Origin of the sequence: Chryseobacterium sp. UNC8MFCol, assembly GCF_000482305.1 — a bacterium.
Taxonomy (GTDB): Bacteria; Bacteroidota; Bacteroidia; order Flavobacteriales; family Weeksellaceae; genus Chryseobacterium; species Chryseobacterium indologenes.
This window is the reverse complement of sequence record NZ_KI535291.1, coordinates 81599-107546: the sequence shown is the minus strand read 5'-3', so window position 1 is coordinate 107546 and position 25948 is coordinate 81599. Positions and strand designations below refer to the sequence as shown.

Sequence of the window (25948 nt, the reverse complement as noted above, 5' to 3'; positions counted from 1 at the left end):
AGGTTACATAAGATAAAATCCCTGCGGCTCAATCGGATCTGGGATTTCCTTCTCATTTAATAGTTGACGGATATTGATCTTTATCGTTCGTGAAAGTGCGGTCATAGGCGTATCCGTAGGGCTGTTGCTGAAAGGATCCTGAAGCCTATGCGCTAGCATTTCCAAGAAAAAAAACATCATCGAAACCGAAATAAGAATGACAACCTGCAGCACAATGTTTAAGTGGAACGAGGATGACAGACTCAGAAAAACGGCAAACAAATAGATGGCGGCATGCAATATCTGCCCAAATGTGGGTGGAAAAACGGTATTTTTAATCCGCTCTGCCCTCCCCATCGATGCTACCAGATCATTTAATGTTTTTTCTATCTGAAGCAGAGCAAATTCATTCAGCAGGTTTTCATCGTAAAGTTTTTTCAAGCATCCATTCTGTAATTGACTGATCGCAAGGGGAACATTTGAATGTTCTCGGAGCTTTTTAATTTCCTCTTCGCTGAGCAAATCTTCCAGAACAGGCCAAATTTCCTGCCGCCTCAATGATCTTTCTAAGGCTCTGCACCAGCCAATCTGATAATGGGAAATTTTAGCCACATCTACGTTTTCAGTTTTCACATAAAGCTGGAGCTGCAGGATCAGAGAACGGCTGTCATTTACGATTGCTCCCCAGATGGTACGGGCTTCCCACCACCGGTTATAGGACTGGTTGATTTTATACGATAACAGAATCGAGATCGCAATACCCAATGTTGTCGCTATCTGAATGGAAATATCCGGCGCATAATCTGGTAAATAATATGGTAATAGACCAAAAGTAACCCCCAGAAGGGCAACTGTAAACAATTGTACCTTAATTTCATTTAATAGAAATTTAAATGGAACTCTGCGGTTTATTATCATGGGACTTTCTATTTAACATTATTATTACTATACAATTCAAAATAAGAATTTCCGATTCCAATTTAATAAATATAGCTCCAAAATATCAAATGGAGGAAAGTGATCCACCCTAAATTAAAGGGTAAACCACTTTCTTCATCAAACTTGTTTAATTCTGATAGATATCGCCTTCAAAAGAAGCATTGTAAAGATCTTTTAAGTCCTGTAAAGTCGGTTTACGCGGATTGAAACCTGTACATGGATCTTCTAAAGCATTTTTGCTGATGAAATCCAGATTTTTCTCCCAGTCTTCACGGGAAATACCGAATGCTTTAAGTGAACCTATGTTGTTGACGGACGCTCTAAGTTTCTCAATTTCCTGAGCCAGCTCCTCTGCTGATGTCCTGCCAACAATTTTGGCCAGATCAGGGTATCTGTTTGTTGCTGTCTGATTGTAACGGATCACATTTGGAAGGAATATCGCGTTGGCTGCACCATGGGGAATACCATAAAGGGCACCAACTTGATGCGATAATGAGTGTACAATACCCAACCATGCATTATTAAAAGCTAAACCTCCCATAAATGAAGCATCGTGCATGTTTTGACGAGCCTTGATATTGCCCGGATTATTCACCGCTTCTTCCAGATTCTGAAAAACAATTTCCAGACCTCCTTTTGCCAGTACATCTGCATAGTTGTCTTCAATATTCGACACATAGGCTTCCACACAATGTGTCAAAGCATCCAGCCCCGTATTTGATGTGATGTGAGCCGGCATTGAAGCACATATTTCTCCATCTACAATTGCAATATCCGGAGTTAGCTCGTAAGAAACGATCGGATACTTCACCCCTTTTTCTCTATCAGTGATAACCGCCAGACCTGTTGTTTCTGTTCCGGTACCACTTGTAGAAGGGATCGCTACAAATTTAGCCTTCTGGCGTAATGTCGGAACAGTGAAAGGTTTTGTCATTGCCTCAAAATCGGCATCGGGATATTCATAGAAGACCCACATCATTTTTGCCGCATCGATTGCAGAACAGCCCCCAAGACCAACAATCCAGTCCGGTTCAAAATCACGCATCACTGCAGCTCCCTTAAGACTTGTTTCCGAAGACGGATCTTCTTCAACACCGTCAAAAACAGCAGTTTCAAGTCCTGCTTCGTTTAAATAGGAAAGTGCTCTATCTAAGGTCCCACTTCTTTTCATTGATTGTCCACCAGTTACAATGATCGCTTTCTTTCCTGAAAGGTTCTTTAATTCTGATAAACTTCCAGCTCCGTGAAATACTTCGCTGGCAACAAATAACTTGCTCATATTTTATTTTAAATTTCTTATACAAAAGTACTGCAATGACAGACGCTGATGTTATACATTGAATATTATATGATATACATTTGCTCCCTTATGAATAAACAACTGAAATTAAAACAAAAAGGCAGACAACAACCATTATTCTATTCAAAATCAAATACTTTACACTGAGCACAACATTCATTTTTATACATTTAATCACTGACATACAGCATATAGCGTACTGTATTAAGTATAAAAAGCAGAAGTTTATTACTTCTGCTTTTTATACTCGGAGTAAAACCTATCCTGAATCAGCGCCAGGACTTATATTGATTGATCAACCCATTGGTAGATGAGTCGTGGCCCTGAACCTGGTGATCCTCCTGAAGTTCAGGTAAGATAGCATTAGCTAATTGTTTACCAAGTTCAACACCCCATTGATCAAAGCTGAAAATGTTCCAGATGACTCCTTGCACAAAAATTTTATGTTCATAAAGAGCGATCAGTTTACCCAATGATTTTGGCGTTATCTTTTTCAGCAAAAATGAATTTGTCGGACGGTTTCCCTGAAATACCTTGTATTTACGCTGCTGCTCGATTTCATCAGCCGATTTTCCTGATCCCTGCAATTCGGTTATCACTTCCTCCGCTGACTTTCCGTTCATCAGTGCTTCGGTCTGCGCAAAAAAATTGGACAATAGTATTTTATGATGTTCTCCCAGCGGATTTAAACTCTGAGCAGGCGCGATGAAATCCGAAGGTATCAGCTTAGTCCCCTGATGAAGTAACTGATAAAACGCATGTTGTCCATTGGTACCGGGTTCGCCCCAGACTATAGGTCCTGTCTGATAATCAACTACATGACCGTTACGGTCGATATATTTACCATTGCTCTCCATATCCCCCTGTTGAAAATAGGCCGCAAAACGGTGCAGGTATTGATCATACGCAAAAATACCCAAGGTCTCAGCACCATAAAAATTGATATACCAGATCCCCAAAAGAGCCATGATTACCGGAATGTTCTTTTCAAAGGGAACATGCTGAAAATGCTCGTCGGCCTCATGGGCACCCTCCAATAACGCCTGGAAATTATCATATCCTATTCCAAGACTGATGGATAGTCCTATTGAGGACCATAATGAATATCTGCCCCCTACCCAGTCCCAGAACACAAACATATTACGCGTATTGATTCCGAACTTTTCCACCTCAGCTTCATTCGTACTCAGCGCAACAAAATGTTTTTCGATATCTTTTATTTCAGCCCCCGCCTCAAGCAGCCAAGAACGCGCACTATGGGCATTGGCCATGGTTTCCTGGGTGGTAAATGTTTTGGAAGCAATAAGAAAAAGTGTAGTTTCAGGATTAACATGCTTAAAGACCTCAGAAATGTGCGTACCATCGACATTCGATACAAAATGCAGATTCAGAGGCGTTTTATATGCTTTTAAAGCCTCCGTTACCATGACGGGGCCGAGATCTGACCCACCGATCCCGATATTGACAACATCAGTTATCGCCTTTCCCGTATATCCGGTCCAGCTTCCCGAAAGTACATCCTGTGTGAAATTTTTCATCTGGTCCAGTACTTCATGAACCTGGGGTATGATATTCACTCCATCAACAGTAACTACCGCATTTTTTGGCTGGCGCAGTGCTGTATGCAGAACAGGCCTGCCCTCCGTTGCATTGATCTTGTCTCCAGCGAACATTTTATCAATCGCCTGGTCTAGTTTCACCTCTTTTGCCAGCTCCAGCAAAAGGTTCAGCGTCTCTCCAGTAATTCTGTTTTTTGAATAATCAAACAGTACATCGCCCCATTGCACTGAAAACGTGGAGAAGCGATGGGGATCTTCTATAAACAAATTGCGGATCTGCACATCTTTTATCATCTGGAAATGTGCCGTAAGCTTCTGAAAAGCCGCTGTATCTTTTAAATTAACCGTTGGTAACATATGCTTAAGATTTATGTTACAAACCTAGTTCAATTCTCCGGCGGTCACGCAACCAACTTATACCTATGTCTTATACATTTGCGCCAATTGCTGCTGCAGGTCCGTGGGTGTTTCATCAAGCTTAGCCTTAACAAACTTATTAAGTGCAGCGGGTGAGTTGAAGCCAAGTTCGAAAGCAATTTCTTTATGGGAATAGCTGGAGAGCAGCAACAGCTGCTTGATCTCATTCATGATCCTTGCGTGGATGGTTTCGATCGAGGTCAGCCCCGCGGTTTTCTTGGTGATCTCATTTAATTTTTTGGGTGAAATCAGCAATTTTTCCGCATACCAGCTTACTGTACGTTCTGTCTTGTAATACCGCTCCAGTAATTCTAAAAATTTCCCATAGAGTTTTGTATTTTCATTGGTCAGTTTATTCTTGTCCCACTTCGTGTGGACAAACTCGACCAGCTTAAGTAACGTTATCTTGATGTAAAACCGTGCCTGTTCTTTCTTTACCGATGTTAGGTCATGGTATAGTTTTTCTATCTGATCCAACAGCAACTCTACTTCCTTGGTCTCCGCTACGGGCAGTTCAATATGATTGAGTTTGACAGAAATGTTGTGATTGTAAATACTCAGCTCATTTTTAAGGATATCCGAACAGAACAGCACTTCATCAAACAGGATCATCTTGCCCTCAAAGTTGCTGCTGATCTGTTCTTTTGATGATAGCTGTCCAGGAAATATAACACAGATGTTATTTTCCGTCACATCGTACCGACGGTCCTCTACCTGCATTTTCATTTTGCCTTTTTTAACAAATAATAGACAAAAATGGTCTTTTGTATGCGGTTCCCTATATTCCTCCAGTGCATTCCTGTCCAATTCAAAAATATGAAAGGGCGTGATTGCCCTTTCAGAATTATGCTGAATATCTTTCAGATGATGTGTGATCATATTTATTTTTTATATTAAATATTGCCGTGCAAATATTTTGCTGCTTTTTTGTCTACCAAAAATAATAATTCTCCCTGAGATGGCGCAAGCAATTGTGCCGGGTATATTCTGGGGTTATAAGGTCCCTCGATAACCTCTTTGAGAGCTTCCGCCTTCGTTTCTCCAAAAGAGATCACGAGTAGTTTTCGTGCCCTGTTAAGAAAAGGGGCCGTCAGTGTAATCCTGTACATCTGCTGCTGTTCCAGATAATACGCAGTGACCCAATTTTCTGTTTCATCCAACGCCTCGGTTCCCGGAAACAACGAGGCAGTATGCCCATCTTGTCCCATTCCAAGAAGGATGAGATCCATTCTGCCATCACTTCCCAGCATTTCTTTTAATAATACATTATATACAGCAGCAAAATCCTCTGCTGTTATACCGTCCCGGTACATGGGAAAGACATTGACCGGCCGAACAGGCACTCTGTCCAAGAGCTGCTCATAGGACATCCTGGCATTGCTCAGGTCATTGTCAAGTGGCACCCACCTTTCATCTCCCCAGAAGATCAGTACTTTGGCCCAGTCGATCTGGTTTTTATACTGATCTTCCGATAATAACCTATACAGGCCTTCCGGTGAAGATCCGCCCGTCAGTGCAACAGCAAAATATCCTTTCTGCCTAATCGCTTCATTTGCAGAACTGATAAAAACCGCTGCAGCTTCTTTGAAAATTTCTTCTGTGGTCGCAAATATATTAAGCATCTTGTTCCTTTTTAAATTTTTCGGCAGAAGTAGATAACCAGTGATGCCCCTGTCTCTTCAATAAATCATCCGCAGCTGCAGGCCCCGCACTTCCAGCAGCATACGTGTCCATCTTTGGCGAATTTCCGCTTTCCCAGGCGGCCTGAATATTAGAGATAACATCCCAGGCCTCCTCCACCTGATCCGAACGCATAAAAAGAGTAGAATCCCCGTCAAGAGCATCCAAGAGTAAGGTTTCATAAGCTTCAGGAGTTTCCGATGAACATTCAAAATAGTCGAATACCATTTCAGCCGGTTTCAGCTTCATGTCCAGACCTGGTTTTTTGGTCATGAACGACAGCCTGACGTCCATTTCTGGCTGGATATTGATCACCAGTTTATTGGGGAACAGAATATTCAGATCATCTCGAAATGTCGTGCACGGGACGTCTTTGAAACTGATCACGATGGAAGATTTTTTTTCCTGCATGCGCTTGCCCGTCCGCATATAGAACGGTACCCCGCGCCAGCGTTCATTGTCAATGTAAAACTTCATCGCAACATATGTTTCGGTATTTGAGTTTGGATTCACTCCGGGTTCTTCCAAATAGCCAGGTTTCTTTTTACCGTCAATCTCTCCCTCGATATACTGTGCTCTTACCGTATAATGTCCGATATCCTCAAGATTCATCCTTCTGACACTTTTGAGCACATCTACTTTACGGTCCCTGATCTCTGACGATTCAAATGCAGCGGGAGCTTCCATGGCAATCATGCAGAGAATCTGCATCAAATGGTTCTGGATCATATCACGGAGAGCACCCGACCCATCATAGTATCCGCCCCGGTCTTCAACGCCGACAGTCTCCGCAACGGTAATCTGTACAGAATCGATATAATTATTATTCCACAATGGCTCAAAAATGGTATTTCCAAAACGGAAAGCCAGGATATTCTGTACATTCTCTTTTCCAAGGTAATGATCGATCCGGTAGATCTGCTCTTCCTTAAAAGTCTGCGAAAGGAGCTTATTGAGCGCTACGGCCGAAGCCTTATCATACCCAAAAGGTTTTTCAATGATCATCCTGTCCTGATCAACATTCTCGGTCAGACCTGCATTTTTTAAGCTATTCGATACCGTTTCAATAAAACTGGGTGCCACTGAAAGGTAAAACAGACGGTTGGATCTGATCCCCAAGTTTACATCAATGGTATCAAGTTCATTTTTCAACCGGATAAAAGATTCCTCCTGTGTTATATCAAATCTGATAAATTTAATTTTCTCACTGAAATTATTCCATTGTTCCTGGGAGAATTTTTGGATTCTTGAAAATGTCCTGATATTTTCAAGGATATAATTCCTGAATTCTTCCTGTGTCTGTTCCGTTCTTCCCAGTGAAAGAACTTCAAATTCCTCGGGAAACCAACCCTCCAGGAACAGATTGAAAAATGCAGGAAATAATTTTCTTTTCGCCAAATCTCCTGTTGCCCCAAAAACTACGATAGAGGTTGGCTTTTTATCATTATTTTTCATTTTATTTAATTTTAAGATTCCCAACGGGTATGGTATACGCCTTCCTTATCAGTTCTTTCATAAGTATGCGCTCCAAAAAAATCCCGTTGTGCCTGAATAAGGTTCGTAGGCAAATTTTCTGCACGGTAAGCATCGAAATATGACAGTGCATTCATCCATGCCGAAACAGGTGTACCATTCTGAATGGCATCCCGAATGATGGACCGGATACCTGCCTGTGATGCATTTAACTTGGCAGCAATCTCCCTGTCAAGCAGAATATTTGCAAGATCCGGCTGTAAAGCGAACGCCTTTCGGAAGTCTTCCAGAAGTGTCGCACGGATGATACAGCCCCCGCGCCAGATTTTACACACGGTCTCCAGATTCAGTCCATAACCATAGGTATCAGATGCCATCCTAAGCTGGGCAAGCCCCTGTGCGTATGTGCTAATAATGGCGAAATAAAGACCGGCCTTCAGATGTTCCAGATCAACAGGATCAACTTTTGACGTATTTTGCCAGGTCAGCAGTTTCGATGCCTTAATCCTTTCCAATTTATATTTAGACATGTCCCGCATATTGACAGCAGCGTCGATCACAGGCACGGGTACCTGAAGATCCATTGCATTTTGAGATGTCCATTTACCTGTCCCTTTGGATTTAGCCCAGTCTGAAATCAGTTCCACCAGGAAAGTATTCTCTTCTTTTCGCTTTAGAATAGCTCCGGTAATTTCAATGAGAAAGGAATTCAGTTCTTCCCTATTCCACTGTTCAAATGATTCCTGTATCACTTCATGCTCCAGATGATAGACATTCTTCATTATATCATAGGTCTCTGCAATAAGCTGCATAATTCCATATTCTATACCGTTATGAACCATCTTCACATAGTTGCCCGCTGAGCCATTACCCAAAAATTCAACGCATGGTGCATCATCAACTTTTGCAGCAATTGCTTCAAAAATGGGGCGTAATCGCTCATAAGCTACCTTATCACCTCCGGGCATCATACTCGGCCCCCTTCTGGCCCCGCTCGCACCACCTGAGATTCCCATACCAAAAAAGTGGATTCCCTTTGACGAAAGCTCCTGATACCTCCTGTCGGTATCAGAAAAATAGGTATTGCCCCCATCGATTATTATATCGCCCTCATCCAGCAAGGGAAGTAAAGTTCCTATTGCCCCGTCAACAGCAGAACCCGCAGGAACAAGGAGCATTATTGCTCTCGGGCTTTCCAGAGATTTAACAAAGGATTCCGGATCAACGGTTGCAAAAATCTGATGGTCTTTCTGTGCTTCATTCTGCAATGAACCGGCCTTCTCCTGATCCATATCCAGCCCGGCCACAGCAAATCCATGATCCGCCATATTGAGCAATAAATTTCGGCCCATCACACCCAGGCCTACTATACCAAAATTATATGTCTTCATTTTCTAAATCTTTAAATATTCTATTTATATCATTCTTCACTACAGTTAAAAGTTGAGCAGATTAGATTTGCAGTATAAAGTCTTCCCTGTTAGTACAGAGAAGACTTCGAAGGATAGTCCGACTTTCTGATTTATGCTGTGATGGCTTCTTTCAGGGCTTTAGCTGCTGCAGCTGGATCCTGGGCACCATAGATGGCTCCCCCGGCAACAGCTACTGCTGCACCAGCAGCCACGACATCTTTAATCGTGTCAAGATTTACACCACCGGCAATCGAAAAAGGAACCTGTGCCTCACGGCCCTCACCGATAAGTTTTTGCACGTTATAACCCGGCTGAGCCTGTTCATCAAGGCCGGCATGCAACTCAACAAATGCCACACCAAAGGCTGTAACTTCTTTGGCACGTTGTACACGGTCTTTTACGCCGATCGTATCAACTACTACTTGTTTACCGGCTTTTTTTGCAGCTTCTACTGCACCTTTGATCGTGGAATCATCAACAGCACCCATTACGGTTACCAGATCCGCACCTGCATTGAATGCCATTTCTGCTTCTAATGCACCTGTATCAGCTGTTTTCAGATCCGCAAAGACCAATTTATCAGGATGCGCGGATTTCATTGCGGTGATCACTTTTAGACCTTCAGCTTTGATTAAAGGTGTTCCCAGCTCGATGATATCCACATAAGGTGATACTTTTGCAGCCAAATCAAGGGCTGCTTCTGTAGTCAATAAGTCAATCGCTACTTGTAACTTAGTCATAATATAAAATTTTAATATTTATTTAATTGTATTTCTCGTTATTCAAGATTGGCATGTTTCGGCCAGAGCTCCTCTTTTGTCAGGCCTGAATCTCTCCACAGTGTCATAAATACAGCATCAAGGACCCAAAGGACAGACTGTTCAAAGAGACTTCCAGCATACTGACGGGACGCTGATTCTCCAAAGTCCGTCTTCACCGCCGCATTAACAAGCACCACATGGTCTGAAAGGCTAGCAATTTTGCTATTCGAATCCGCTGTAATGCCTATTACAGTTGCATATTGTTTTTTTGCCTTTTCAGCGGCGATTACAAGTGTCGGCGTGCTTCCAGAACCGGAGCCTACCAGCAGAAGATCGTTCTCTAAGATTGCGGGCGTAGTTGTTTCACCCACAACATATACATTTAAGCCTAGATGCATAAATCTCATGGCAGCCATCTTCAGTGCTAAGCCTGTACGTCCGGCACCTGCAAAAAATATACGGTCCGCTTTCTTTAAATTGTCTTCCAGTGTCTGTAGCGATACCGGATTCAGCACTGATGAAATCGCTTTAATTTCATCCAGGATTATATTTAAATTATTTATTGAACTATTCTCTTCCATTTTCTGTAGTAAGGATATTTTATCATCAGATCTTCTGATTTGATAATACAAAGGTATGTTGCCTGAGACGCATGATATTATACATATAACATTATATAATATACATTTGCGACCTTCCTGACCACTGTAAAAGAGCGGGTTATATTTTAATAATACTGTATTGTATAGGGAGTGGTGTCGCTGAACTCAGAAAAAAGATAACTGTGCCTGATCAATAACAGTCCGACGCACATTATGGTCTTACCAAACTATTTTATGTCTAGTAGTCAAACATTAAATTCCAGAGCTTTAGTTTACGGATCAATGAAACATTGATTTTCCCGGAACACCGGCAAACCGTGAATTAGTTTTTTAATTATATTTGTGTTACAACTAACTAACAGGAAACTTATGTCAAAAGGCCTTTTTATATTACACTCATAGTATATTCCCGCAGGAGACCAGCCGGATGCTATCGCAAGACTTGTTTCGGGAATTGAATCTGGAGCTACCCACCAGACACTCAAAGGTATCACAGGTTCAAGAAAGACCTTTACAATGGCAAACATTATCCACCAGCTAAAGCGTCCGACCTTGATTCTTGCACCTAACAAGACCTTGACTGCTCAGCTATATGATGAAATGAAGCAATTTTTTCCAGAGAATGCTGTTGAGTTTTTCGTCTCATATTATGATTATTTTCAGCCTGAGATGTATCTGCCCGGCAGTGACCGTTTCGTTGAAAAAGATTCTTCCATTAACGAACATTTGGAAAGACTCCGCCTTTCCACCACAAAATCCCTTATTGAACGCAGGGATACTATTGTTGTCGCATCGGTTTCGTCCATTTATGGGCTTGGAGCACCCAGCGATTATAGCGCATTACAGGTTCGCCTGTCGCTGGGAATGACAGTTCAGATAGACCAGCTGGAGCAGGGCCTGGCACATTTACAGTACAGCCGTACGGAGCGTGCCCTGAAACGTGGTAACTACCGGATCGAAGGAGATATCATAAAAATTTTTCCCGCTGATTCAGAATACAGGGCCATACAAATCGTTCTTAGTTACGGGATAATCACTTCACTAAAGTTTATTGATGCCGCTTCAGGCAAAGAGCTTGAAGATATAACAGCGTATTCAGTTTCGCCCAAAACTCTAATTGCACCTTCAAAAATACAGGCAACAGCAGCAGCGGACCAGATTATGACCGAACTTGATGAGCGTGTTGCACAGCTCAACAACGAAAATAGACTAGAAGAAGCTGACCGTCTTTACCAGCGTATTACCGATGATGTGGAAATGCTCCGTACTGCCGGATACTGTTCTGGTATGGAGAACTACGCAAGCTTTTTTAGTGGCCGTGATCCCAAACTGCCGCCCGTTACCCTTCTGGATTATTTACCGAAGGATGGCCTGCTGTTTATAGATGAATCACACGTTATGATTCCGCAGATTTCGGCAATGTACAAGGGCGATCAGGCGCGTAAAGATACCCTGATAGATTATGGTTTTAAACTTCCTTCATCAAAAAACAACCATCCCCTTAGTTTTGAAGAATTTGAGAAGATCAAACCGCAGACTATCTTTGTTTCGGCCACCCCCGGTAATTATGAGCTGAAAGTTTCAGAGGACCGCGTTGTTGAACAGGTTGTCAGACCCACTGGACTCCTCGATCCCATTGTGGAGGTACGGCCATCAGCAAATGATATTGACGATCTGCTGGGCGAAATAAAAAAATGTGTGGATTCGGGCAACCGTGTTTTGATCACCACGCTGACAAAAGCCGCCGCCGAAGAACTCAGTGGCTATATCCAGAGCGAAGGTTTCCGCGTGAGATATCTACACTCGGATTTTAAGACCTTAGAAAGAACTGAAATTCTCAATGATCTCAGAGCCGGAGAATTCGACATCCTGATAGGTATCAGTCTGTTGCGGGAGGGGCTCGACATTCCGGAGGCTTCACTGATTGCAATACTTGATGCTGACAGGGCTGGATTTCTGCGGTCAGCAAGTGCACTTATACAGATGATTGGCCGTGTAGCACGTAATGTCAACGGAAAAGCTATTATGTATGCCGACAAGATCACCCCGGCAATGAAGGCAGCTATTGACGAAACCGAAAGTCGCCGAAAACGCCAAATTGCTTTCAACGAAGAAAATCATGTTTGTCCCGTTTCCTCCAGCCGTAGACCAAATGCGGAGGAACCCCGCGAAGGAAAAAACTTCACCCACACAGAAGCATTTTGTCAGAATCTTGAGGAGCTCTGCGAAAGGATAACTGAACTGGAACGTCAGCTTGTTGCTGCATCAGACGATCATGATGAAAAACTGACAGATGAAATCCGCCTTAAATTAGACGGTCTCTATAGACAGTTCATCTATATCTAAGTATTCGCATCCGATAGTTTTTAACGATACTGAGGGGCTTAGATCCCGCTAAATATATCATACAAAGATGCAATAACGCTGCACTATATAGAATTGCACATTAAAATAATGTGCAATTCTATATAGTGTTGAATTAGTTGTAGGATCCTTCTACACCATCAAGTTTAGGAATATTATTTTTGCAAAATGGAAGAAAAATTTATTTTTTATCTGATCCTTGCAGTATTGATTACTCTTTTGATTATTCTGGCAAGAAAGATCAGGATCGCTTATCCTATTTTACTAGTATTGGCAGGATTAGCTGTTAGCTTCATTCCCAGTGTCCCGGTTATAACAATTGATCCCGAGCTAATTTTCATTATATTCCTACCTCCCCTGCTCTACGAATCAGCATGGAATATTTCATGGAAAGAGCTGTGGAAATGGCGCAGGATTATCAGCAGTTTTGCCTTTTTGGTTGTATTCTTCACTGCCTTCGCAGTTGGAGTTACCGCTTGGTATTTTATTCCCGGTTTTACCCTGGCCCTGGGTTTTTTATTGGGTGGAATTGTATCGCCGCCGGATGCCGTAAGTGCGGGGGCAATTCTTAAAAATGTGAAAATACCCAAAAGTTCCGCCGCTATTCTGGAGGGCGAAAGCCTACTGAATGATGCCTCGTCATTGATCATATTTCATTTTGCCATAGCCGCAGTAATGACCGGACATTTTGTTTGGTATGAAGCTTTGGGAAGCTTTTTCTGGATGGTGATCGGTGGCGTGGGAATTGGTATTCTGACAGGAAAAATCTTTATGGAAGTACATAAAAAACTGGATACAGATGTTAATATAGATACCATTTTAACGCTCATTGCTCCCTACATTATGTACCTTGCGGCTGAAGAAACTCACGCTTCCGGTGTATTGTCTGTTGTATCGGGAGGACTGTTTCTGTCCTATAACCAGCATAAGTTTTTGAGCAGTTCTTCCAGATTACGGACAATAAGTGTGTGGAACTGCCTGGGCTTTATACTAAACGGTACAGTCTTCATGATGATCGGTCTTGACCTTCCCCAGATTATTGCAGAGCTTGAAAATGTAAGCATTTCAAAAGCTATCGGATATGGTGTCTTGATTACCGGCGTTGTAATACTTATCCGGTTTATCTCTTCTTATGCCGCCGTAATTGCGACATTCATTGCAAGAAAATTTACGACGGTCGCAGCTGCCCAGAACCACGGATGGCAATTCCCGGTTTTCTTTGGCTGGTCAGGGATGCGCGGAGTGGTTTCTTTAGCTGCAGCACTTTCTATTCCGGTTTATATGGATAACGGTCAGCTTTTCCCGGAAAGAAGCCTCATTTTATTTGTCACTTTTGTAGTCATCCTATTAACTCTTGTTGTTCAGGGATTAACTCTCCCCCTTCTCATTAAAAAACTGAACTTACCTTCCGAAGAAAACGAAATGTCCGAAGAACAGATCAGCGCCAGTCTTTTTAAGGAAATGACAGCGGAACTGTCCATTACCTCCAGGACAAATACGGTGATAAAATCCAGGATTATCCCCATGTCATGAACATGGTAGCAAAGTGGGAGAAAAAATATAATGATGTCGAAAATGTATGCCGAACTGCTCCGTCCAAAAATCTCTATATAGATCTTTTGGAATTTCAAAGACGATGGCTGCTGAAAAAAAATGCAGAATACAAAGATCTGGATGAGGATATAATAAAAAAACATCTGATGCGTCTTGATCTTGAAGAAGAAAGACTACAATATTCATCTTTCTAGAATTGTAGTATAGTTGAATATTTATTGATCTTTTAATTGCAGGAATCAGTAAGGCACTGATTCCTGCATTAATTGTCATTCAAGTTTTTAACTTTTCGAGTAAAGTAATAACCTCGTTCCTATAATTTCCGCCTTTTCTTATGTTCTTTCCTTTCATTGTCTTTAACTGCTTCCCTGATCGGCTGTTTAAGTCTATTTTCCGAGATAATTTCATCAATTCCAGATTTATTCCACGACACCAACTCAGCCTTAAAGTCAAGTCTGAGGCCTGTTTCTTTCAAACCTTCCATTTCCTCCCATCCATTTCTTCGGTTCCAGCCCACCGGATCAAGGGTTCTTGAATAAGGAATTTCAACAAAAATTAAATCTATGGGGTAGTCTAGTATTTTATCCCATTCTCGATCTCCTATTTCAAAATTTTTGGGATCGTAAGGAAAGGCATAGACATTTTTATCCTCCACATACCAATCCTCCAGATCATCAAAACGTATACCCATTGTTGATAGAACATCTTTAGGCCTTAAAAGATCAATCCTTGCATCAGCATAAAAGATGTGCCCTCCAATTTCAACCGTTGGAAGTTCTCCATGTTTAATTCTTCTTGTCAGTGCCTCCTGATCGACCATGAGCTCAAAATCGGTCAGCAAAAGAATTTCCTCAACAGCCTTATTATACTTTTCTGCCATCTCCCTAGGGGCAAGCGTTACAAACTGTGGAGGAGTTATAGTTAAATTCTGTCTACTCGTCTTGTCGAAATGATCAAAGCGATATCCTTCTTCCTCCAGATCGATCATATCTTCTAATGTGTAACGGTTTTCGGGGTTGGCCCTTTCCCGAAATTCGAATTTCTCCACATCAACAATAAACTCGATTCCGTAATCTGGATCTGTATAGATCGGTAGTTCTTTTTCCATAACTCAGCTTTTATTATTTTTATTAATTTAATTGCTGAGCTAAATTCTTCCGTAGAGCTAACTTTTGGTGAATTGCAGAACATTGAGGTACCATTTTTCCTGAATTTTCCTATCCAATTCCAAAATTTCAAAATTTTGGCCGCTTTCTTTTCTTGGGATTCTCTATTGCTGATTTTTCATTTTTGATCAATAATTTTTTAGCTTCTATTTGATCTTGCGAATGGTACAGTTCAAGATATTTATTAATTGGAAGAAGCCTGCTCAATATAGAATTACTGGATATATTATTGGCTTTATCGACAAAACAGTCAATATGTTTCATTGCTTCATCTACACCTGACTGCTTCATATTGCTGGCTGAATGTTCAGATAAAGGGATGATCACCTGTGCATTATACGGTTCGTTGTTTTTTTCATAGATTATGGTCAGGTCTTTACCAGGATAGCCAGTGTCATTGCTACTCGCAATAATATAATTTCGGTATTCTTGCAGAGTAAAATCAGGATCATTTTCTGAGATCTGGATCAAGGTCTTCAGATCTGGATTTTTAACCGTAAAATCACTGTTTAGCAAAGCGGCACCATTGATCTGCTGATGTGACGGTTCGGCAATATGAAACATTTTAAGATCCTGGTAATATAGTTCAAGATCTGTGAGGAAATGAAAATTATTGATAACTGCAATTGGATCTAAGTTTGTAAGATCCGGAACTTTAAACTCTATTGAATTTTCGACCGTTTGGTCTCGAAGCAGATCGACGATACGGCCGTCATTCGTATTGCAGTATAAGTAATAGCAACTTTCATCATCAATAAAATAATCATACCGATACGCTGTTAATTTGATACTATCCAAATCGCCGTTCAGTGGTCGAAGTGAATTAGCAATGGCATCTATTTCATAAACTATACCCGCAATATCAATTTTTACGCGTTCACCAGATACCCTTCGTCTGAGGACCTCCTGATCCACGATGATGTCAAAATCAGTTTTATTTTTAATGTCATCCACACTACAGCCGTATTTCCGCATCATACCTTCCGGATCAATCTCAGCAATTCGTGGAACGCTTACTTTTACTGTTGACTGCGCAAATTCTTCCTTACTTTTTTCGGATTCATTAAAAATATCATCAGCGGGACCAAAAGATCTTTCCGTAAGAATATTTTTATTTATTTTACTGTAAAAAAATTCGTAATGGGTAAGATGATCAAGCATTTCGTTGAAAAACAACAGATTATTTGGATCATTTTTTTCAATTAGAACTAATCTATCAATATCAAATTGAAATTTGGTACCGCATAGTTCAATTTCAGGTAGGTTTGCTTCCATACTTTTTTTAATATTTAACAATATATAATTAGATCCCTCTACCCTTTTTCCGGGATTTACTCGGGGACTCAGCCTCATTATTTTCCAACCTTCTCAAAGCGACCTCAGATAAGATCTGGCCCACAATTTCTTTAATCGGCACGGGAACAGAAACAGAGGCATCTTGCTGGAGGTCTTTTTTATTGGTCACTTCTGCTAACCAATCAATATAACTTCTGGCATCATCCATATTAACCGGTTCCATTTTCCTGTATCCTGCACTTTTAGAATCATCAAGTCCGATGTAAAATCCGTAATCGGGAAAATCAAGCTTATCATAAACGATGATAATATTGTTCATTGATTTTTGGGAAACATTATTTTTATGACTGGCTATTATCCGGCCTTTGTATTCTTCGATCATATAATCGGGATCATCCTTTGCTATCATAGCTGCTTTTTTTATTGTTACTTAACAATGCCTTAAAAATTCAGTGTCAGATAAAGTCTCCGATATCAAAATTGTCCAAGGCATTATTCTGGTGCTCTTTCGGAATGTCATTATGCTTTTCCGATAACCTCTTATCCAAAAGCCTGGCAATCTTCTGCGAAGCCCCATCGATGGACTGTTGCATCATCGCAAGAAACTCCGTCCCCTCCATTTTATGGAGGATGTTACTTGTTTCTTTTTCCTGGACTGCATCCAGATTGTCCTGCTTCAACAGGTCCCCAACTTTTGTAAGTTCATCTAAAGAAACTGCCTGCCCAAAACGATCATCATCCGGTGGAATATTCTCGGTGTCGTCAGGTTCCTCATTCTTAAAACTGGAGGCATCTTCTTTTTCCCGTTCATTTCCTGTTGGATCTTCGTTGCCCTGATCCGCCTTATTTGACAACATTTGTCCGATTAACTTTTTCCTGTTGGCAAGCCAGACGGGTGCTTTTTCCTTTTCAGGAATTGTGACCTTACCTATGACATCCGGTTCAGCTATCTGCTCAACCTTTCGAAATATTTTCCGCTGTGGTTTTATGAACCTAACCTTATCGACCAGCAATAGTATTATCACGACAATTAGGCAGAACAATATTACGGTCTGTATTAAAGTTTCCATGATCTTAAAAAAGTGGCTTTGATTTGTCCTTGAACTCCCTGACGAGCATTTCTTCAAAAAGCGTGAAATGATGCCTTAATATATTATCCAGCAGCGCATATAACGGTATTTTATCCTCACCGATCACATTGGCGATCCTGGATAATCTGGTATGATGCTCTCCACTGACATAGATGCTCTTATCGCCACGTTTTTCCATCAAAGTATCTGAAAGGAAAAGCGATTCATAACTCACATTTTCATAAGTTACCTGCTGATGAACTTTAACAGTAACTTCAACCTTTCTATTTTGCTTTTTCATTTTATAAAATGGGTTTAAATTTTTTATTGAAATAGTCAGTAATCTCATCACCATATTCTCGGAAATGATTTTCCAGTATATTGTCTATATAAGAATACAGCGTTATTTTGTCCTCACGTGTCAACTGAACGATGCGCAGGAGCCGTTCGTGATATTCCGATCGGATATATACAACCTTTCCACTCCTTCCGGTTGGAAAACGGTTGACAAGAAACAGTTCTTCATAATCCATTTTTTTACCGGATCTTGGTCTGGACTTCTCAACTTTAGCCGTGGGAATTAAATCTTTATCGGTGCTTTCCTCCGGATTTGCCGCTGGTAAAGGCTCATCGCCACTCATAATGTTCATCAGGTACTCCTCATCTATGATGGGTTTCTCAAAATCTTTACGATCTTTCTTTATTGCCATCTCAGATATGAATTATTTTTAAAAATTCTTTGACAAATTCATCTACACGCGTAGCTTTCAAAGTCTGTAAGTCGGCAGGTAGCAGCGTGGACTTGAAAACATAGCTTCCTGTGTCATCAATTTCTTTCCGAAACCGCTTACTGTCCATGATCCTTGTTGCCATGCTCTTCAGTGATAATCCCTCTATTACAGTTTGATAAGAATCATAAAGACCTGTCTTTTCCCTGCCATCAACCTGATTCCAGAATAGAAAAAGTGATTGTTCAAGGGCATTTTTGTTCTGTGCGGGAAGTTTCAGGAAAACCTCACTGAATGCCAACGTACTCTCAACGACCAGTCGGTCTGCGGTAATTGGCGAAAAAATGTAGTTCATACCCTTTAAAGCACCGATAACGCCCTGTGTATTGGCAGTTCCTGGGAGATCGAAAAAAATAATATCCGGCTGAACGGAGCTGCTTTCACAGTAGTCAAAGGCTTTTTCAAGTGCGTTCTCCGCCTTACACTTTATGATCGGATAAGCTTTCTTATTGATCGTATGGAATTGTTTAACTGCCAATCTTTTATGAAAATCACTATCCATAATGGTACGCTTATCTCTTTCACGCATACCAAGAAGGCTGTGCTGTGGAAAATCGCAATCAAGTACCACGATATTATATCCAAGACGATAATGTAGAACACTCGCAAGAAGAATCGTCATTGTCGATTTACCAACTCCGCCCTTTTGCGCATAAATGCTCACCTTTAAGGTTTCTTTCTTTTTTTCCATATTATATTATTTTATAGCTTTTTAATTTTACAGTTGTATCAAAGAGCAAGACCCTAAGTTTACAGATGCATCGTAAAACAGGTGTATAGTCAGTATTACTGGTTTAAAAAAGACCTTACATAAAGGCTCATATCTTATTTGTAAATCATATGTACTTCTTAAAATATAGTAGGCTGGAAAAAAAACTTCCTCTATTTATGACCTCATATTTTACCAGTTTTATGCTTTTACGCTTTTATAGTTTTATGCTTTTATAGTTTTATGCTTTTATAGTTTTAAAACCTAATGCTTTTATTTTTTTACAATTACTTATTTTGTAAGAGGGTAAATTGACCATAGTTCTTACCGACATGCTCTATGCAAAAGAAGGCAACTGTAGGGGCTGTAAAGCAGAAGCTTTACTACCTTACCTCTTTTTACCTACGGTTTCCGAAAGCTCTTTATGATGCGAGCTTTATTCTATTCTTTCTCATATCTGTTCCCAAGAACAGAGCAAGTTGTGTTTTGAGGCACTCAAAACTCGTTTTGTGCCTCAAAACTACTTGCTCTGCCGAGGGCTGGGCAATCCTCCGAAGTCGGATTTACCTTTAAAATGTTTTAGCTGTTTTGTATGAATTTTTAGGAAAATAAAGGTCTTCTGTAGCTAGCCAATAAAACAATACTTGACTTTATAGTAAGTTCTGAAAAAAAAGGATATGAAAACAAATGGTAAAGGAGGTCGAAAACCTAAACTTGAAAAAGCGATTCATAGATACGTTTTTAGGCTTACGGATAAAGAAAATGTAAAATTTCTTAGCCTATTTGAGCAGTCGGGACTAGATAATAGAGCGAAGTTTATCGTTTCCGTACTTTTTCAAAGAAGGATTAATTCAGTTATTGTAGATCAAGGGGCTGTCGATTATTGCACTAAATTATCGCAATTTTTTGCACAGTTCCGTGCAATTGGAGTCAATTACAATCAGATCGTAAAGATCCTGCACACTAATTTTAGCGATAAAAAAACCGTTCATTATCTCGGAAAGCTTGAACAGCAGACTAGAGATCTGGCCGGAATCTGCCGCGAAGTTTTACTGCTCAGCAAAAAGTTTGAAGCTGAATATCTCACTAAAAAAGATAAACTATGATTGCAAAAATAGGTCGCGGATCAAATATATATGGTGCTTTAAATTATAACCTCTCCAAGGTTCATCAAAATGCTGGTACAATTTTACACCTCAACAATATGTTCGAAACTCCCAGCGGAGATTATACGACTCCGCAGCTACTATCCTCATTCATGGCCAATTTAGCTGCAAATATAAAAACAGAGAAGACGGCAATCCATATCTCGCTAAATCCTGATCCCATTGATATCATATCAGATGAAAATTATGTCAGAATTGCAGAGGAATATATGCGAAAAATGGGCTATAGCGATCAACCTTATGTTGTATTCAGGCATAATGATATCGAACGCAGCCACATCCATATTGTTTCAACAACAGTGGACAAAAATGGAATCAAAATATCCGATGTTTTTGAGAAGAAAAGATCAATGGAAATCTGTCGCAATATTGAAAAAAAATACAATTTAGCAGGTGCCGACGAAAAGAAAAGTTTTAATGAAAGTCTTACTTTCCAACCAGTAGACCATACTAAAGGTAATATTAAAAGCCAAATTTCGGCTGTTGTGAGAAACCTATCCAAATACTATTATTTTCAAAGCCTTGGTAGTTATAATGCATTGCTATCACTATTTAATATCGCCGTCGAACCTCTAAAAAAGGAATATAATGGTGATGTAAAGGAAGGTTTAATGTATTTCGCATTGGATAAAAATGGAGAAAAGGTGACCAATCCCTTCAAAGCATCCCTTTTCGGCAAACAAGCAGGCCTCATAGCACTTCAAACACATTTTATAAAAAGTAAAGAACTTGCTGCAGAAACTAAAGAAAAAAGCAAAAATATCATTGCGCAAGCCATTAGTATAACCCGAAGTGAAAAGGACTTTAAAGAGTATTTAATAGACCACGGGATCAATCTAGTGGTCCGAAGAAATGATCAAGGCCGATTATACGGAATTAGCTTTATAGATCATAATTCGCGCAACGTATTCAATGGCTCTCATCTCGGTAAGGAATTTTCGGCAAATTCATTCAATGCGTTGTTTTCAAGTAGCCAAAGTCCTATAGTAGTAGAATATATAGATGATTCACAAAAAAAAGACACTTCAAAGCAATCAAGATCAGCTAACTATTCGCTCCATCCACTATTCGACTTTATGATAAATAACGAATCTGTTTTTAGTGATTGGGGACTTCTTGATCAGCTTTTACTTCATGGGATCACAGAAGATCCAGAAGAACATCTATTTGAGTTTAACATGAAAAAAAAGAGAAAGCGCAAAAGATAAGCAGCAACATCAAAAATAATCCTTAAAATATGTTGGACGGCCTTGGGCATCCTACTCTATAACAGATTCAAAGCAGTATATTTCTACAAAACTAAAAAAAAGGAAGTCCTAAATTCGGACTTCCTAATTATCTCTATGAAATACTTTTTCTATAAAAAGGAATAGCAAGCAATTGAAAACATATTACACAAAGAACAGACCTTCGGCTTGGAAGCCATTTGGTTGTACAGTCGGCAACTTTTCTAATTCAGCTTTTTCGCCCCTCCTTACATAGTCCCTAATGATGGAATCACCACCTGAACCTTGAACATATTTACCTGTTGCTCTTTCAACCCATCCATGAACTACTACGCCAACAAATTTTTTGTATTCTGTTTTACTTGCAAGAGGGCTGGTATCTCGAAAGTTTTCTCGAGCATTACCTGTAAGATTAGCTTGAGGATGCCTAGAGTGATCATATTTCCACCAAACTGCTAACGATATTTCTCCAAAACTGATCTCTCTCCATATTACGACGCTTTGAAATCCAAACAAATTAACAAAAATGTACCCTTCATCTTCCTTCTTATTCTTGTCAAACTGCAAAAGATTTTTGTTTTGTTTTAGAAGTTCATTTAATCCTGCTATCAATAGATTCCGATAGGGATTCTTTGTCTTTGCGGTTGCCTCCTTTATCTCAGTCATCTCATAAACCAAAGAAGGAACATCAGATTTATTTAATAAATTCTGAAAATGTTTCCAGCTATGAAATCCGTTTTGTTTTGAGGCAAGTTCCAAAGCCTCATGATGAGAAATATTCTGATTTTTTTTAATAGATTTTGCGATACGCTTAATATAATCAGCAGTATGCCCATTTACTTTTTTTTCCATGTTTTAACAATATATCTTGCATAGAAATGATGTCACCTGTCAGCCAAAACCCCTTACAAGAAATTTGTTAAAGTGGTATATAAAGTTAGATACAGTGCTAAAATAGCTTCGCTATGACAAGTGGCAAGCTTCTGTAAAGCTCCAAACAAATATAGCAAAATATTATGGTATTATTTTTCCTTTCAGAGCTACTGCCAAATTAGAATCTATATCTAAGAGCAATCTGACGCCAGATATCTTCGGCTAAATCCTGATCTTCACCATGTTCAAAATTCCATTTGCCGTTTTCCTTTTTTAGTCTCTGTACCAGTCCATCCAAGAGTATCTGAAATTCCGACATATTCTTAGTCAAATCTCTCTTCAATAATAAGACTTGAAAATCACGATTTTTAAAGGTGATTCTGAATACCTGTTTATTAAATTGCTCTTCAAATTGTCCTATAGTATCAAACATAATCCACTTCCGAAATTCAGTCTAATTATAGGAATTTTATCGCAGATAAAAAACTTAATGGCTAATCTAAATCTTACAATATTTTAAAGCTATTGGAAATTATAGGCAAATGTATACCATCTTATGCATTAGCAGAAAAATTGTTCGTCAGGACTAATATCTATGGTGAAACTTTTCATATATGCAAGAAGACGATTTAAGAGGCCTCGCAAAAATTATGGCTTTCATGCGAGCTGTAAGCATTCTCCTAGTTTTAATGAATTTCTACTGGTTCTGTTACTCCTTTTTCTTTGAACAGGGATGGACGCTCGAAATTGTCGAGCGAATTCTCAAAAATTTCCAAAAAACCTCTGGTTTATTTACTAATTCAACATACAGCAAACTATTTGCCCTAATCTTATTGGCACTGAGCTGTTTGGGAACTAAAGGCGTGAAAAACGAAAAAATTAAGTGGAAAAATATCAATACATGTCTATTTCCTGGATCAATTCTATACTTACTCAATTTCCCACTTCTTGAAATATCAGGCGTTCTGTATATCCTTTCTACATCTGCAGGCTTTATCCTGCTTATGGTTGCAGGACTATGGATGAGTAGGCTGCTTAAAAACAAATTGATGGATGATCCTTTCAATAATGAAAACGAAAGCTTCATGCAGGAGACAAAGCTTTTAGAAAATGAGTTTTCCGTTAACCTGCCGACAAAATTTTATTATCGTGGAAAATGGAATGACGGATGGATATCGGTGGTGAACGTCTTTCGCGCATCTATCGTGCTGGGGACTCCCGGAAGTGGTAAGAGCTACGCTATAGTCAACAACTATATTAAGCAACATATCGAAAAAGGATTCTCGATGTACATTTACGATTTCAAATTTGATGATCTTTCAATAATCGCTTACAACCATCTCCTGAAACACAGTGACAAGTACGATGTAAAACCCAATTTCTATGTGATCAACTTTGATAATCCACGCAAAAGCCATCGGTGCAATCCCTTAAATCCTAAATTCATGACCGACATCTCTGATGCGTACGAAGCATCTTACACCATCATGCTAAACCTCAATAAGACGTGGATTCAGAAACAGGGAGATTTTTTTGTCGAGTCACCAATCATCCTACTGGCCGCGATTATCTGGTTTTTGAAAATCTATGATAATGGAAAATACTGTACTTTTCCGCACGCAATCGAACTACTTAATAAAAAATATGCTGATATTTTTACAATACTAACAAGTTATTCTGAGCTCGAAAACTACCTTAGTCCCTTTCTTGATGCTTGGGAAGGCGGAGCACAAGATCAACTACAAGGCCAAATTGCCTCCGCTAAGATCCCGCTATCAAGAATGATCTCTCCGCAGCTCTACTGGGTTATGTCTGGGGATGATTTTTCATTGGACATAAATAATCCGAAGGAACCCAAAATCCTATGTGTAGGAAACAATCCCGATAGGCAAAACATTTATTCAGCAGCATTGGGTTTATACAATTCCCGAATTGTGAAAATGATCAATAAGAAAGGAAAACTTAAAAGCTCAGTTATTATTGATGAACTACCAACCATTTACTTCCGCGGACTAGATAATCTCATTGCAACGGCCCGAAGCAATAAAGTGGCAGTATGTCTCGGTTTTCAGGATTTTTCTCAATTGGTCCGGGATTATGGTGACAAGGAAGCAAAAGTAATACTTAATACCGTCGGAAATATATTCTCAGGCCAGGTCGTGGGTGAAACAGCCAAAACACTTTCAGAAAGGTTTGGAAAGATTGTCCAAAAACGTCAATCGATATCTATCAACAGAAATGATACCAGTACATCGATATCAACACAATTAGACAGTTTGATTCCAGCGTCTAAAATATCTACTCTTTCCCAGGGAATGTTTGTAGGAGCAGTTGCTGACAATTTTGGTGAGAAAATAGAGCAAAAGATATTTCATGCCCAAATCGTAGTAGATACCGAAAAGGTAGCCTTAGAAAATAAAAATTATAAGCCTATTCCAGAGATCCGTTCTTTTATATCAGAAACTGGCGAGGATAGGATGGACAAAGAAATTGATCAAAATTATCGCCAGGTCAAACTAGATATTTCAAAAATTATTGCACTTGAACTTTCGCGAATTCAAAATGACCCTGAATTAAGACATTTGATAAGATAAACGCGATATTAAAAATGTAATAAAGTGAGTAATATTAATCAATAGCCTAAGATAGAGCAATATTTTATTAACCGACAAAATACTCATTGTGTCACTCCGTTTTGAATCTGCAATACATATAATTTAATACAATCGTAAATTATCTAAAGCAGAAGCATTAAGTCGTTATCTTTGTAATGAGTTAGAATTTTCATAGCTGTACTCAAAATTTTACCAATTAAAAAGTACGAAGTTTTGTGCCAAAAATAAATTATTGCTAATCATTAATCAAAAAATAAAATGCTCGATAAACTACTCAATTTGATCAGTGAAAAACCTGAGATTTTAATTTCACTCTCTAGCGGAGTGTTATTGCCAATAGTTTTAATATGGCTAACCAATCATTATAATTTAAAACAAAAAAATAAAGAAAAGGAGCTTGAATTCAAGTATAATGATCTCAATGATTTAAAAGTACAAGAGAGGTTAGTTTACAGCTCCTTATCCAAGATTTTATTCGACGTTCAACAACTGCATGTAGCATTGTCTGGAAATTGCATAGACAATAACTGTATTGATAATGCATTGACAAAATTTGAAGATTCTGTAGCAAGATGTCATGGGGATTTATCTAAAAACCTACTTTATATGCCTTCAAAAGTTATAAATCTCATTTATCAATTTTATAGTAAGATAAGCGATCTGAAAATAAAATTAAAAGAGTTCAATGAATCAAAAAAATATGAAATGGCCCATGTTTCGGTTTATGTTGACTCCCAAGAGTTAGCCGAAACCTTGATAGAAATACAGGAATTAATTGTTAAAAAAAATAATAATACAATAAGTGACTTTGATAAAACCCAACAGGAAATGATGAAGTACTGTTGCGGTAGAAAACCGCCTCAAGATTTATTTGATCAATACGTCACCCAATTAAAGGTGATGAAACCTGAATTATCTGAGCAGGAAATTGAAAAAATGACTAGAAGATGGAAATCGTAACTTTTATTCACTCAATACTAGCTTATTAGTACGGTTAGT

At 39.4% G+C, this 25948-nt stretch carries 25 protein-coding genes; 7 read left to right on the top strand and 18 right to left on the bottom strand.

Annotated elements, in window-relative coordinates; all coding sequences use genetic code 11:
* Window positions 1–3: 3 nt before the first annotated feature.
* The 9 genes from M030_RS0118230 to hxlB all read right to left on the bottom strand — a co-directional run bounded on the left by M030_RS0118230 (window position 4) and on the right by hxlB (window position 10101).
* The gene (locus tag M030_RS0118230) at window positions 4–897 is read right to left on the bottom strand and encodes a bestrophin family protein (RefSeq protein WP_027374814.1); all 894 of its coding nucleotides are present in this window, start codon (window positions 895–897) and stop codon (window positions 4–6) included.
* A 148-nt stretch (window positions 898–1045) separates the two neighbouring features.
* Window positions 1046–2197, bottom strand: a complete 1152-nt coding sequence (locus M030_RS0118225; RefSeq protein ID WP_027374813.1) for an iron-containing alcohol dehydrogenase — start codon at window positions 2195–2197, stop codon at window positions 1046–1048.
* A gap of 290 nt (window positions 2198–2487) precedes the next feature.
* On the bottom strand, window positions 2488–4134 hold the full coding sequence (pgi, locus tag M030_RS0118220; RefSeq protein WP_027374812.1) for a glucose-6-phosphate isomerase: 1647 nt from the start codon (window positions 4132–4134) through the stop codon (window positions 2488–2490).
* Window positions 4135–4197: 63 nt separating this feature from the next.
* The gene (locus tag M030_RS0118215) at window positions 4198–5073 is read right to left on the bottom strand and encodes an AraC family transcriptional regulator (protein WP_034722848.1); all 876 of its coding nucleotides are present in this window, start codon (window positions 5071–5073) and stop codon (window positions 4198–4200) included.
* A gap of 14 nt (window positions 5074–5087) precedes the next feature.
* Entirely contained in the window at window positions 5088–5816 is a 729-nt protein-coding gene (pgl, locus tag M030_RS0118210; protein ID WP_027374810.1) for a 6-phosphogluconolactonase, read from the bottom strand.
* On the bottom strand, window positions 5809–7329 hold the full coding sequence (gene zwf, locus M030_RS0118205; protein WP_027374809.1) for a glucose-6-phosphate dehydrogenase: 1521 nt from the start codon (window positions 7327–7329) through the stop codon (window positions 5809–5811). Before zwf ends, pgl begins: the two co-directional genes overlap by 8 nt.
* A gap of 11 nt (window positions 7330–7340) precedes the next feature.
* Entirely contained in the window at window positions 7341–8738 is a 1398-nt protein-coding gene (gndA, locus tag M030_RS0118200; protein WP_027374808.1) for an NADP-dependent phosphogluconate dehydrogenase, read from the bottom strand.
* Window positions 8739–8869: 131 nt separating this feature from the next.
* Complete coding sequence (gene hxlA / locus M030_RS0118195) at window positions 8870–9499, bottom strand: 3-hexulose-6-phosphate synthase (protein WP_027374807.1); 630 nt, start codon at window positions 9497–9499, stop codon at window positions 8870–8872.
* A gap of 38 nt (window positions 9500–9537) precedes the next feature.
* Entirely contained in the window at window positions 9538–10101 is a 564-nt protein-coding gene (gene hxlB / locus M030_RS0118190; protein ID WP_027374806.1) for a 6-phospho-3-hexuloisomerase, read from the bottom strand.
* A 426-nt stretch (window positions 10102–10527) separates the two neighbouring features.
* On the opposite strand from hxlB, the gene uvrB reads away from it, so the two are divergent.
* From uvrB to M030_RS26020, 3 genes are all read left to right on the top strand, one after another.
* A complete protein-coding gene (uvrB, locus tag M030_RS24465; RefSeq protein WP_228375310.1) occupies window positions 10528–12468 on the top strand; it encodes an excinuclease ABC subunit UvrB in 1941 nt (646 codons plus the stop codon).
* A 186-nt stretch (window positions 12469–12654) separates the two neighbouring features.
* Complete coding sequence (locus M030_RS24460) at window positions 12655–14019, top strand: Na+/H+ antiporter (RefSeq protein WP_316931430.1); 1365 nt, start codon at window positions 12655–12657, stop codon at window positions 14017–14019.
* The gene (locus tag M030_RS26020) at window positions 14016–14234 is read left to right on the top strand and encodes a hypothetical protein (protein ID WP_316931429.1); all 219 of its coding nucleotides are present in this window, start codon (window positions 14016–14018) and stop codon (window positions 14232–14234) included. The genes M030_RS24460 and M030_RS26020 overlap by 4 nt, the downstream gene beginning before the upstream one ends.
* A gap of 119 nt (window positions 14235–14353) precedes the next feature.
* Here M030_RS26020 and M030_RS24455 read toward each other — a convergent pair whose 3' ends face one another.
* From M030_RS24455 to M030_RS0118145, 7 genes are all read right to left on the bottom strand, one after another.
* Window positions 14354–15148, bottom strand: coding sequence for a hypothetical protein (locus tag M030_RS24455; RefSeq protein WP_051585163.1), 795 nt, complete (start codon window positions 15146–15148; stop codon window positions 14354–14356).
* A 127-nt stretch (window positions 15149–15275) separates the two neighbouring features.
* The gene (locus M030_RS0118170) at window positions 15276–16481 is read right to left on the bottom strand and encodes a hypothetical protein (RefSeq protein WP_027374805.1); all 1206 of its coding nucleotides are present in this window, start codon (window positions 16479–16481) and stop codon (window positions 15276–15278) included.
* Between the two features lie 28 nt (window positions 16482–16509).
* A complete protein-coding gene (locus M030_RS0118165) occupies window positions 16510–16911 on the bottom strand; it encodes a hypothetical protein (protein ID WP_027374804.1) in 402 nt (133 codons plus the stop codon).
* 46 nt (window positions 16912–16957) lie between these two features.
* Window positions 16958–17527 (bottom strand): hypothetical protein, encoded by a 570-nt coding sequence (locus M030_RS0118160; RefSeq protein ID WP_155860275.1) that lies wholly within the window; start codon window positions 17525–17527, stop codon window positions 16958–16960.
* A gap of 49 nt (window positions 17528–17576) precedes the next feature.
* Window positions 17577–17873, bottom strand: a complete 297-nt coding sequence (locus M030_RS24450; RefSeq protein ID WP_051585161.1) for a DUF3408 domain-containing protein — start codon at window positions 17871–17873, stop codon at window positions 17577–17579.
* A gap of 1 nt (window position 17874) precedes the next feature.
* A complete protein-coding gene (locus M030_RS0118150) occupies window positions 17875–18282 on the bottom strand; it encodes a DUF3408 domain-containing protein (RefSeq protein ID WP_027374802.1) in 408 nt (135 codons plus the stop codon).
* 1 nt (window position 18283) lies between these two features.
* On the bottom strand, window positions 18284–19051 hold the full coding sequence (locus M030_RS0118145) for a P-loop NTPase (RefSeq protein ID WP_027374801.1): 768 nt from the start codon (window positions 19049–19051) through the stop codon (window positions 18284–18286).
* Between the two features lie 695 nt (window positions 19052–19746).
* Here M030_RS0118145 and mobA point away from each other — a divergent pair.
* Entirely contained in the window at window positions 19747–20175 is a 429-nt protein-coding gene (gene mobA, locus M030_RS0118140) for a conjugal transfer protein MobA (protein WP_027374800.1), read from the top strand.
* A complete protein-coding gene (gene mobB / locus M030_RS0118135; protein ID WP_027374799.1) occupies window positions 20172–21443 on the top strand; it encodes a conjugal transfer protein MobB in 1272 nt (423 codons plus the stop codon). The genes mobA and mobB overlap by 4 nt, the downstream gene beginning before the upstream one ends.
* A gap of 183 nt (window positions 21444–21626) precedes the next feature.
* Here mobB and M030_RS0118130 read toward each other — a convergent pair whose 3' ends face one another.
* Window positions 21627–22313 (bottom strand): hypothetical protein, encoded by a 687-nt coding sequence (locus M030_RS0118130; RefSeq protein ID WP_027374798.1) that lies wholly within the window; start codon window positions 22311–22313, stop codon window positions 21627–21629.
* A gap of 199 nt (window positions 22314–22512) precedes the next feature.
* Complete coding sequence (locus M030_RS0118125) at window positions 22513–22767, bottom strand: hypothetical protein (protein WP_027374797.1); 255 nt, start codon at window positions 22765–22767, stop codon at window positions 22513–22515.
* 181 nt (window positions 22768–22948) lie between these two features.
* Between M030_RS0118125 and mobC the strand changes: the two genes are divergently transcribed.
* A complete protein-coding gene (gene mobC / locus M030_RS0118120; protein ID WP_027374796.1) occupies window positions 22949–24928 on the top strand; it encodes a conjugal transfer protein MobC in 1980 nt (659 codons plus the stop codon).
* A 279-nt stretch (window positions 24929–25207) separates the two neighbouring features.
* Window positions 25208–25909: a hypothetical protein gene (locus M030_RS0118115; RefSeq protein ID WP_027374795.1), complete on the top strand. Its 702-nt coding sequence runs from the start codon at window positions 25208–25210 to the stop codon at window positions 25907–25909.
* Window positions 25910–25948: the final 39 nt, after the last annotated feature.

Bases quoted from the DNA above. Each gene is read 5' to 3' on its own strand.
- M030_RS0118230 (WP_027374814.1), bottom strand. From the start codon at position 897: ATGATAATAAACCGCAGAGTTCCATTTAAATTTCTATTAAATGAAATT.
- M030_RS0118225 (WP_027374813.1), bottom strand. From the start codon at position 2,197: ATGAGCAAGTTATTTGTTGCCAGCGAAGTATTTCACGGAGCTGGAAGT.
- pgi (WP_027374812.1), bottom strand. From the start codon at position 4,134: ATGTTACCAACGGTTAATTTAAAAGATACAGCGGCTTTTCAGAAGCTT.
- M030_RS0118215 (WP_034722848.1), bottom strand. From the start codon at position 5,073: ATGATCACACATCATCTGAAAGATATTCAGCATAATTCTGAAAGGGCA.
- pgl (WP_027374810.1), bottom strand. From the start codon at position 5,816: ATGCTTAATATATTTGCGACCACAGAAGAAATTTTCAAAGAAGCTGCA.
- zwf (WP_027374809.1), bottom strand. From the start codon at position 7,329: ATGAAAAATAATGATAAAAAGCCAACCTCTATCGTAGTTTTTGGGGCA.
- gndA (WP_027374808.1), bottom strand. From the start codon at position 8,738: ATGAAGACATATAATTTTGGTATAGTAGGCCTGGGTGTGATGGGCCGA.
- hxlA (WP_027374807.1), bottom strand. From the start codon at position 9,499: ATGACTAAGTTACAAGTAGCGATTGACTTATTGACTACAGAAGCAGCC.
- hxlB (WP_027374806.1), bottom strand. From the start codon at position 10,101: ATGGAAGAGAATAGTTCAATAAATAATTTAAATATAATCCTGGATGAA.
- M030_RS24460 (WP_316931430.1), top strand. From the start codon at position 12,655: ATGGAAGAAAAATTTATTTTTTATCTGATCCTTGCAGTATTGATTACT.
- M030_RS26020 (WP_316931429.1), top strand. From the start codon at position 14,016: ATGAACATGGTAGCAAAGTGGGAGAAAAAATATAATGATGTCGAAAAT.
- M030_RS24455 (WP_051585163.1), bottom strand. From the start codon at position 15,148: ATGGAAAAAGAACTACCGATCTATACAGATCCAGATTACGGAATCGAG.
- M030_RS0118170 (WP_027374805.1), bottom strand. From the start codon at position 16,481: ATGGAAGCAAACCTACCTGAAATTGAACTATGCGGTACCAAATTTCAA.
- M030_RS0118165 (WP_027374804.1), bottom strand. From the start codon at position 16,911: ATGATAGCAAAGGATGATCCCGATTATATGATCGAAGAATACAAAGGC.
- M030_RS24450 (WP_051585161.1), bottom strand. From the start codon at position 17,873: ATGAAAAAGCAAAATAGAAAGGTTGAAGTTACTGTTAAAGTTCATCAG.
- M030_RS0118150 (WP_027374802.1), bottom strand. From the start codon at position 18,282: ATGGCAATAAAGAAAGATCGTAAAGATTTTGAGAAACCCATCATAGAT.
- M030_RS0118145 (WP_027374801.1), bottom strand. From the start codon at position 19,051: ATGGAAAAAAAGAAAGAAACCTTAAAGGTGAGCATTTATGCGCAAAAG.
- mobA (WP_027374800.1), top strand. From the start codon at position 19,747: ATGAAAACAAATGGTAAAGGAGGTCGAAAACCTAAACTTGAAAAAGCG.
- mobB (WP_027374799.1), top strand. From the start codon at position 20,172: ATGATTGCAAAAATAGGTCGCGGATCAAATATATATGGTGCTTTAAAT.
- M030_RS0118130 (WP_027374798.1), bottom strand. From the start codon at position 22,313: ATGGAAAAAAAAGTAAATGGGCATACTGCTGATTATATTAAGCGTATC.
- M030_RS0118125 (WP_027374797.1), bottom strand. From the start codon at position 22,767: ATGTTTGATACTATAGGACAATTTGAAGAGCAATTTAATAAACAGGTA.
- mobC (WP_027374796.1), top strand. From the start codon at position 22,949: ATGCAAGAAGACGATTTAAGAGGCCTCGCAAAAATTATGGCTTTCATG.
- M030_RS0118115 (WP_027374795.1), top strand. From the start codon at position 25,208: ATGCTCGATAAACTACTCAATTTGATCAGTGAAAAACCTGAGATTTTA.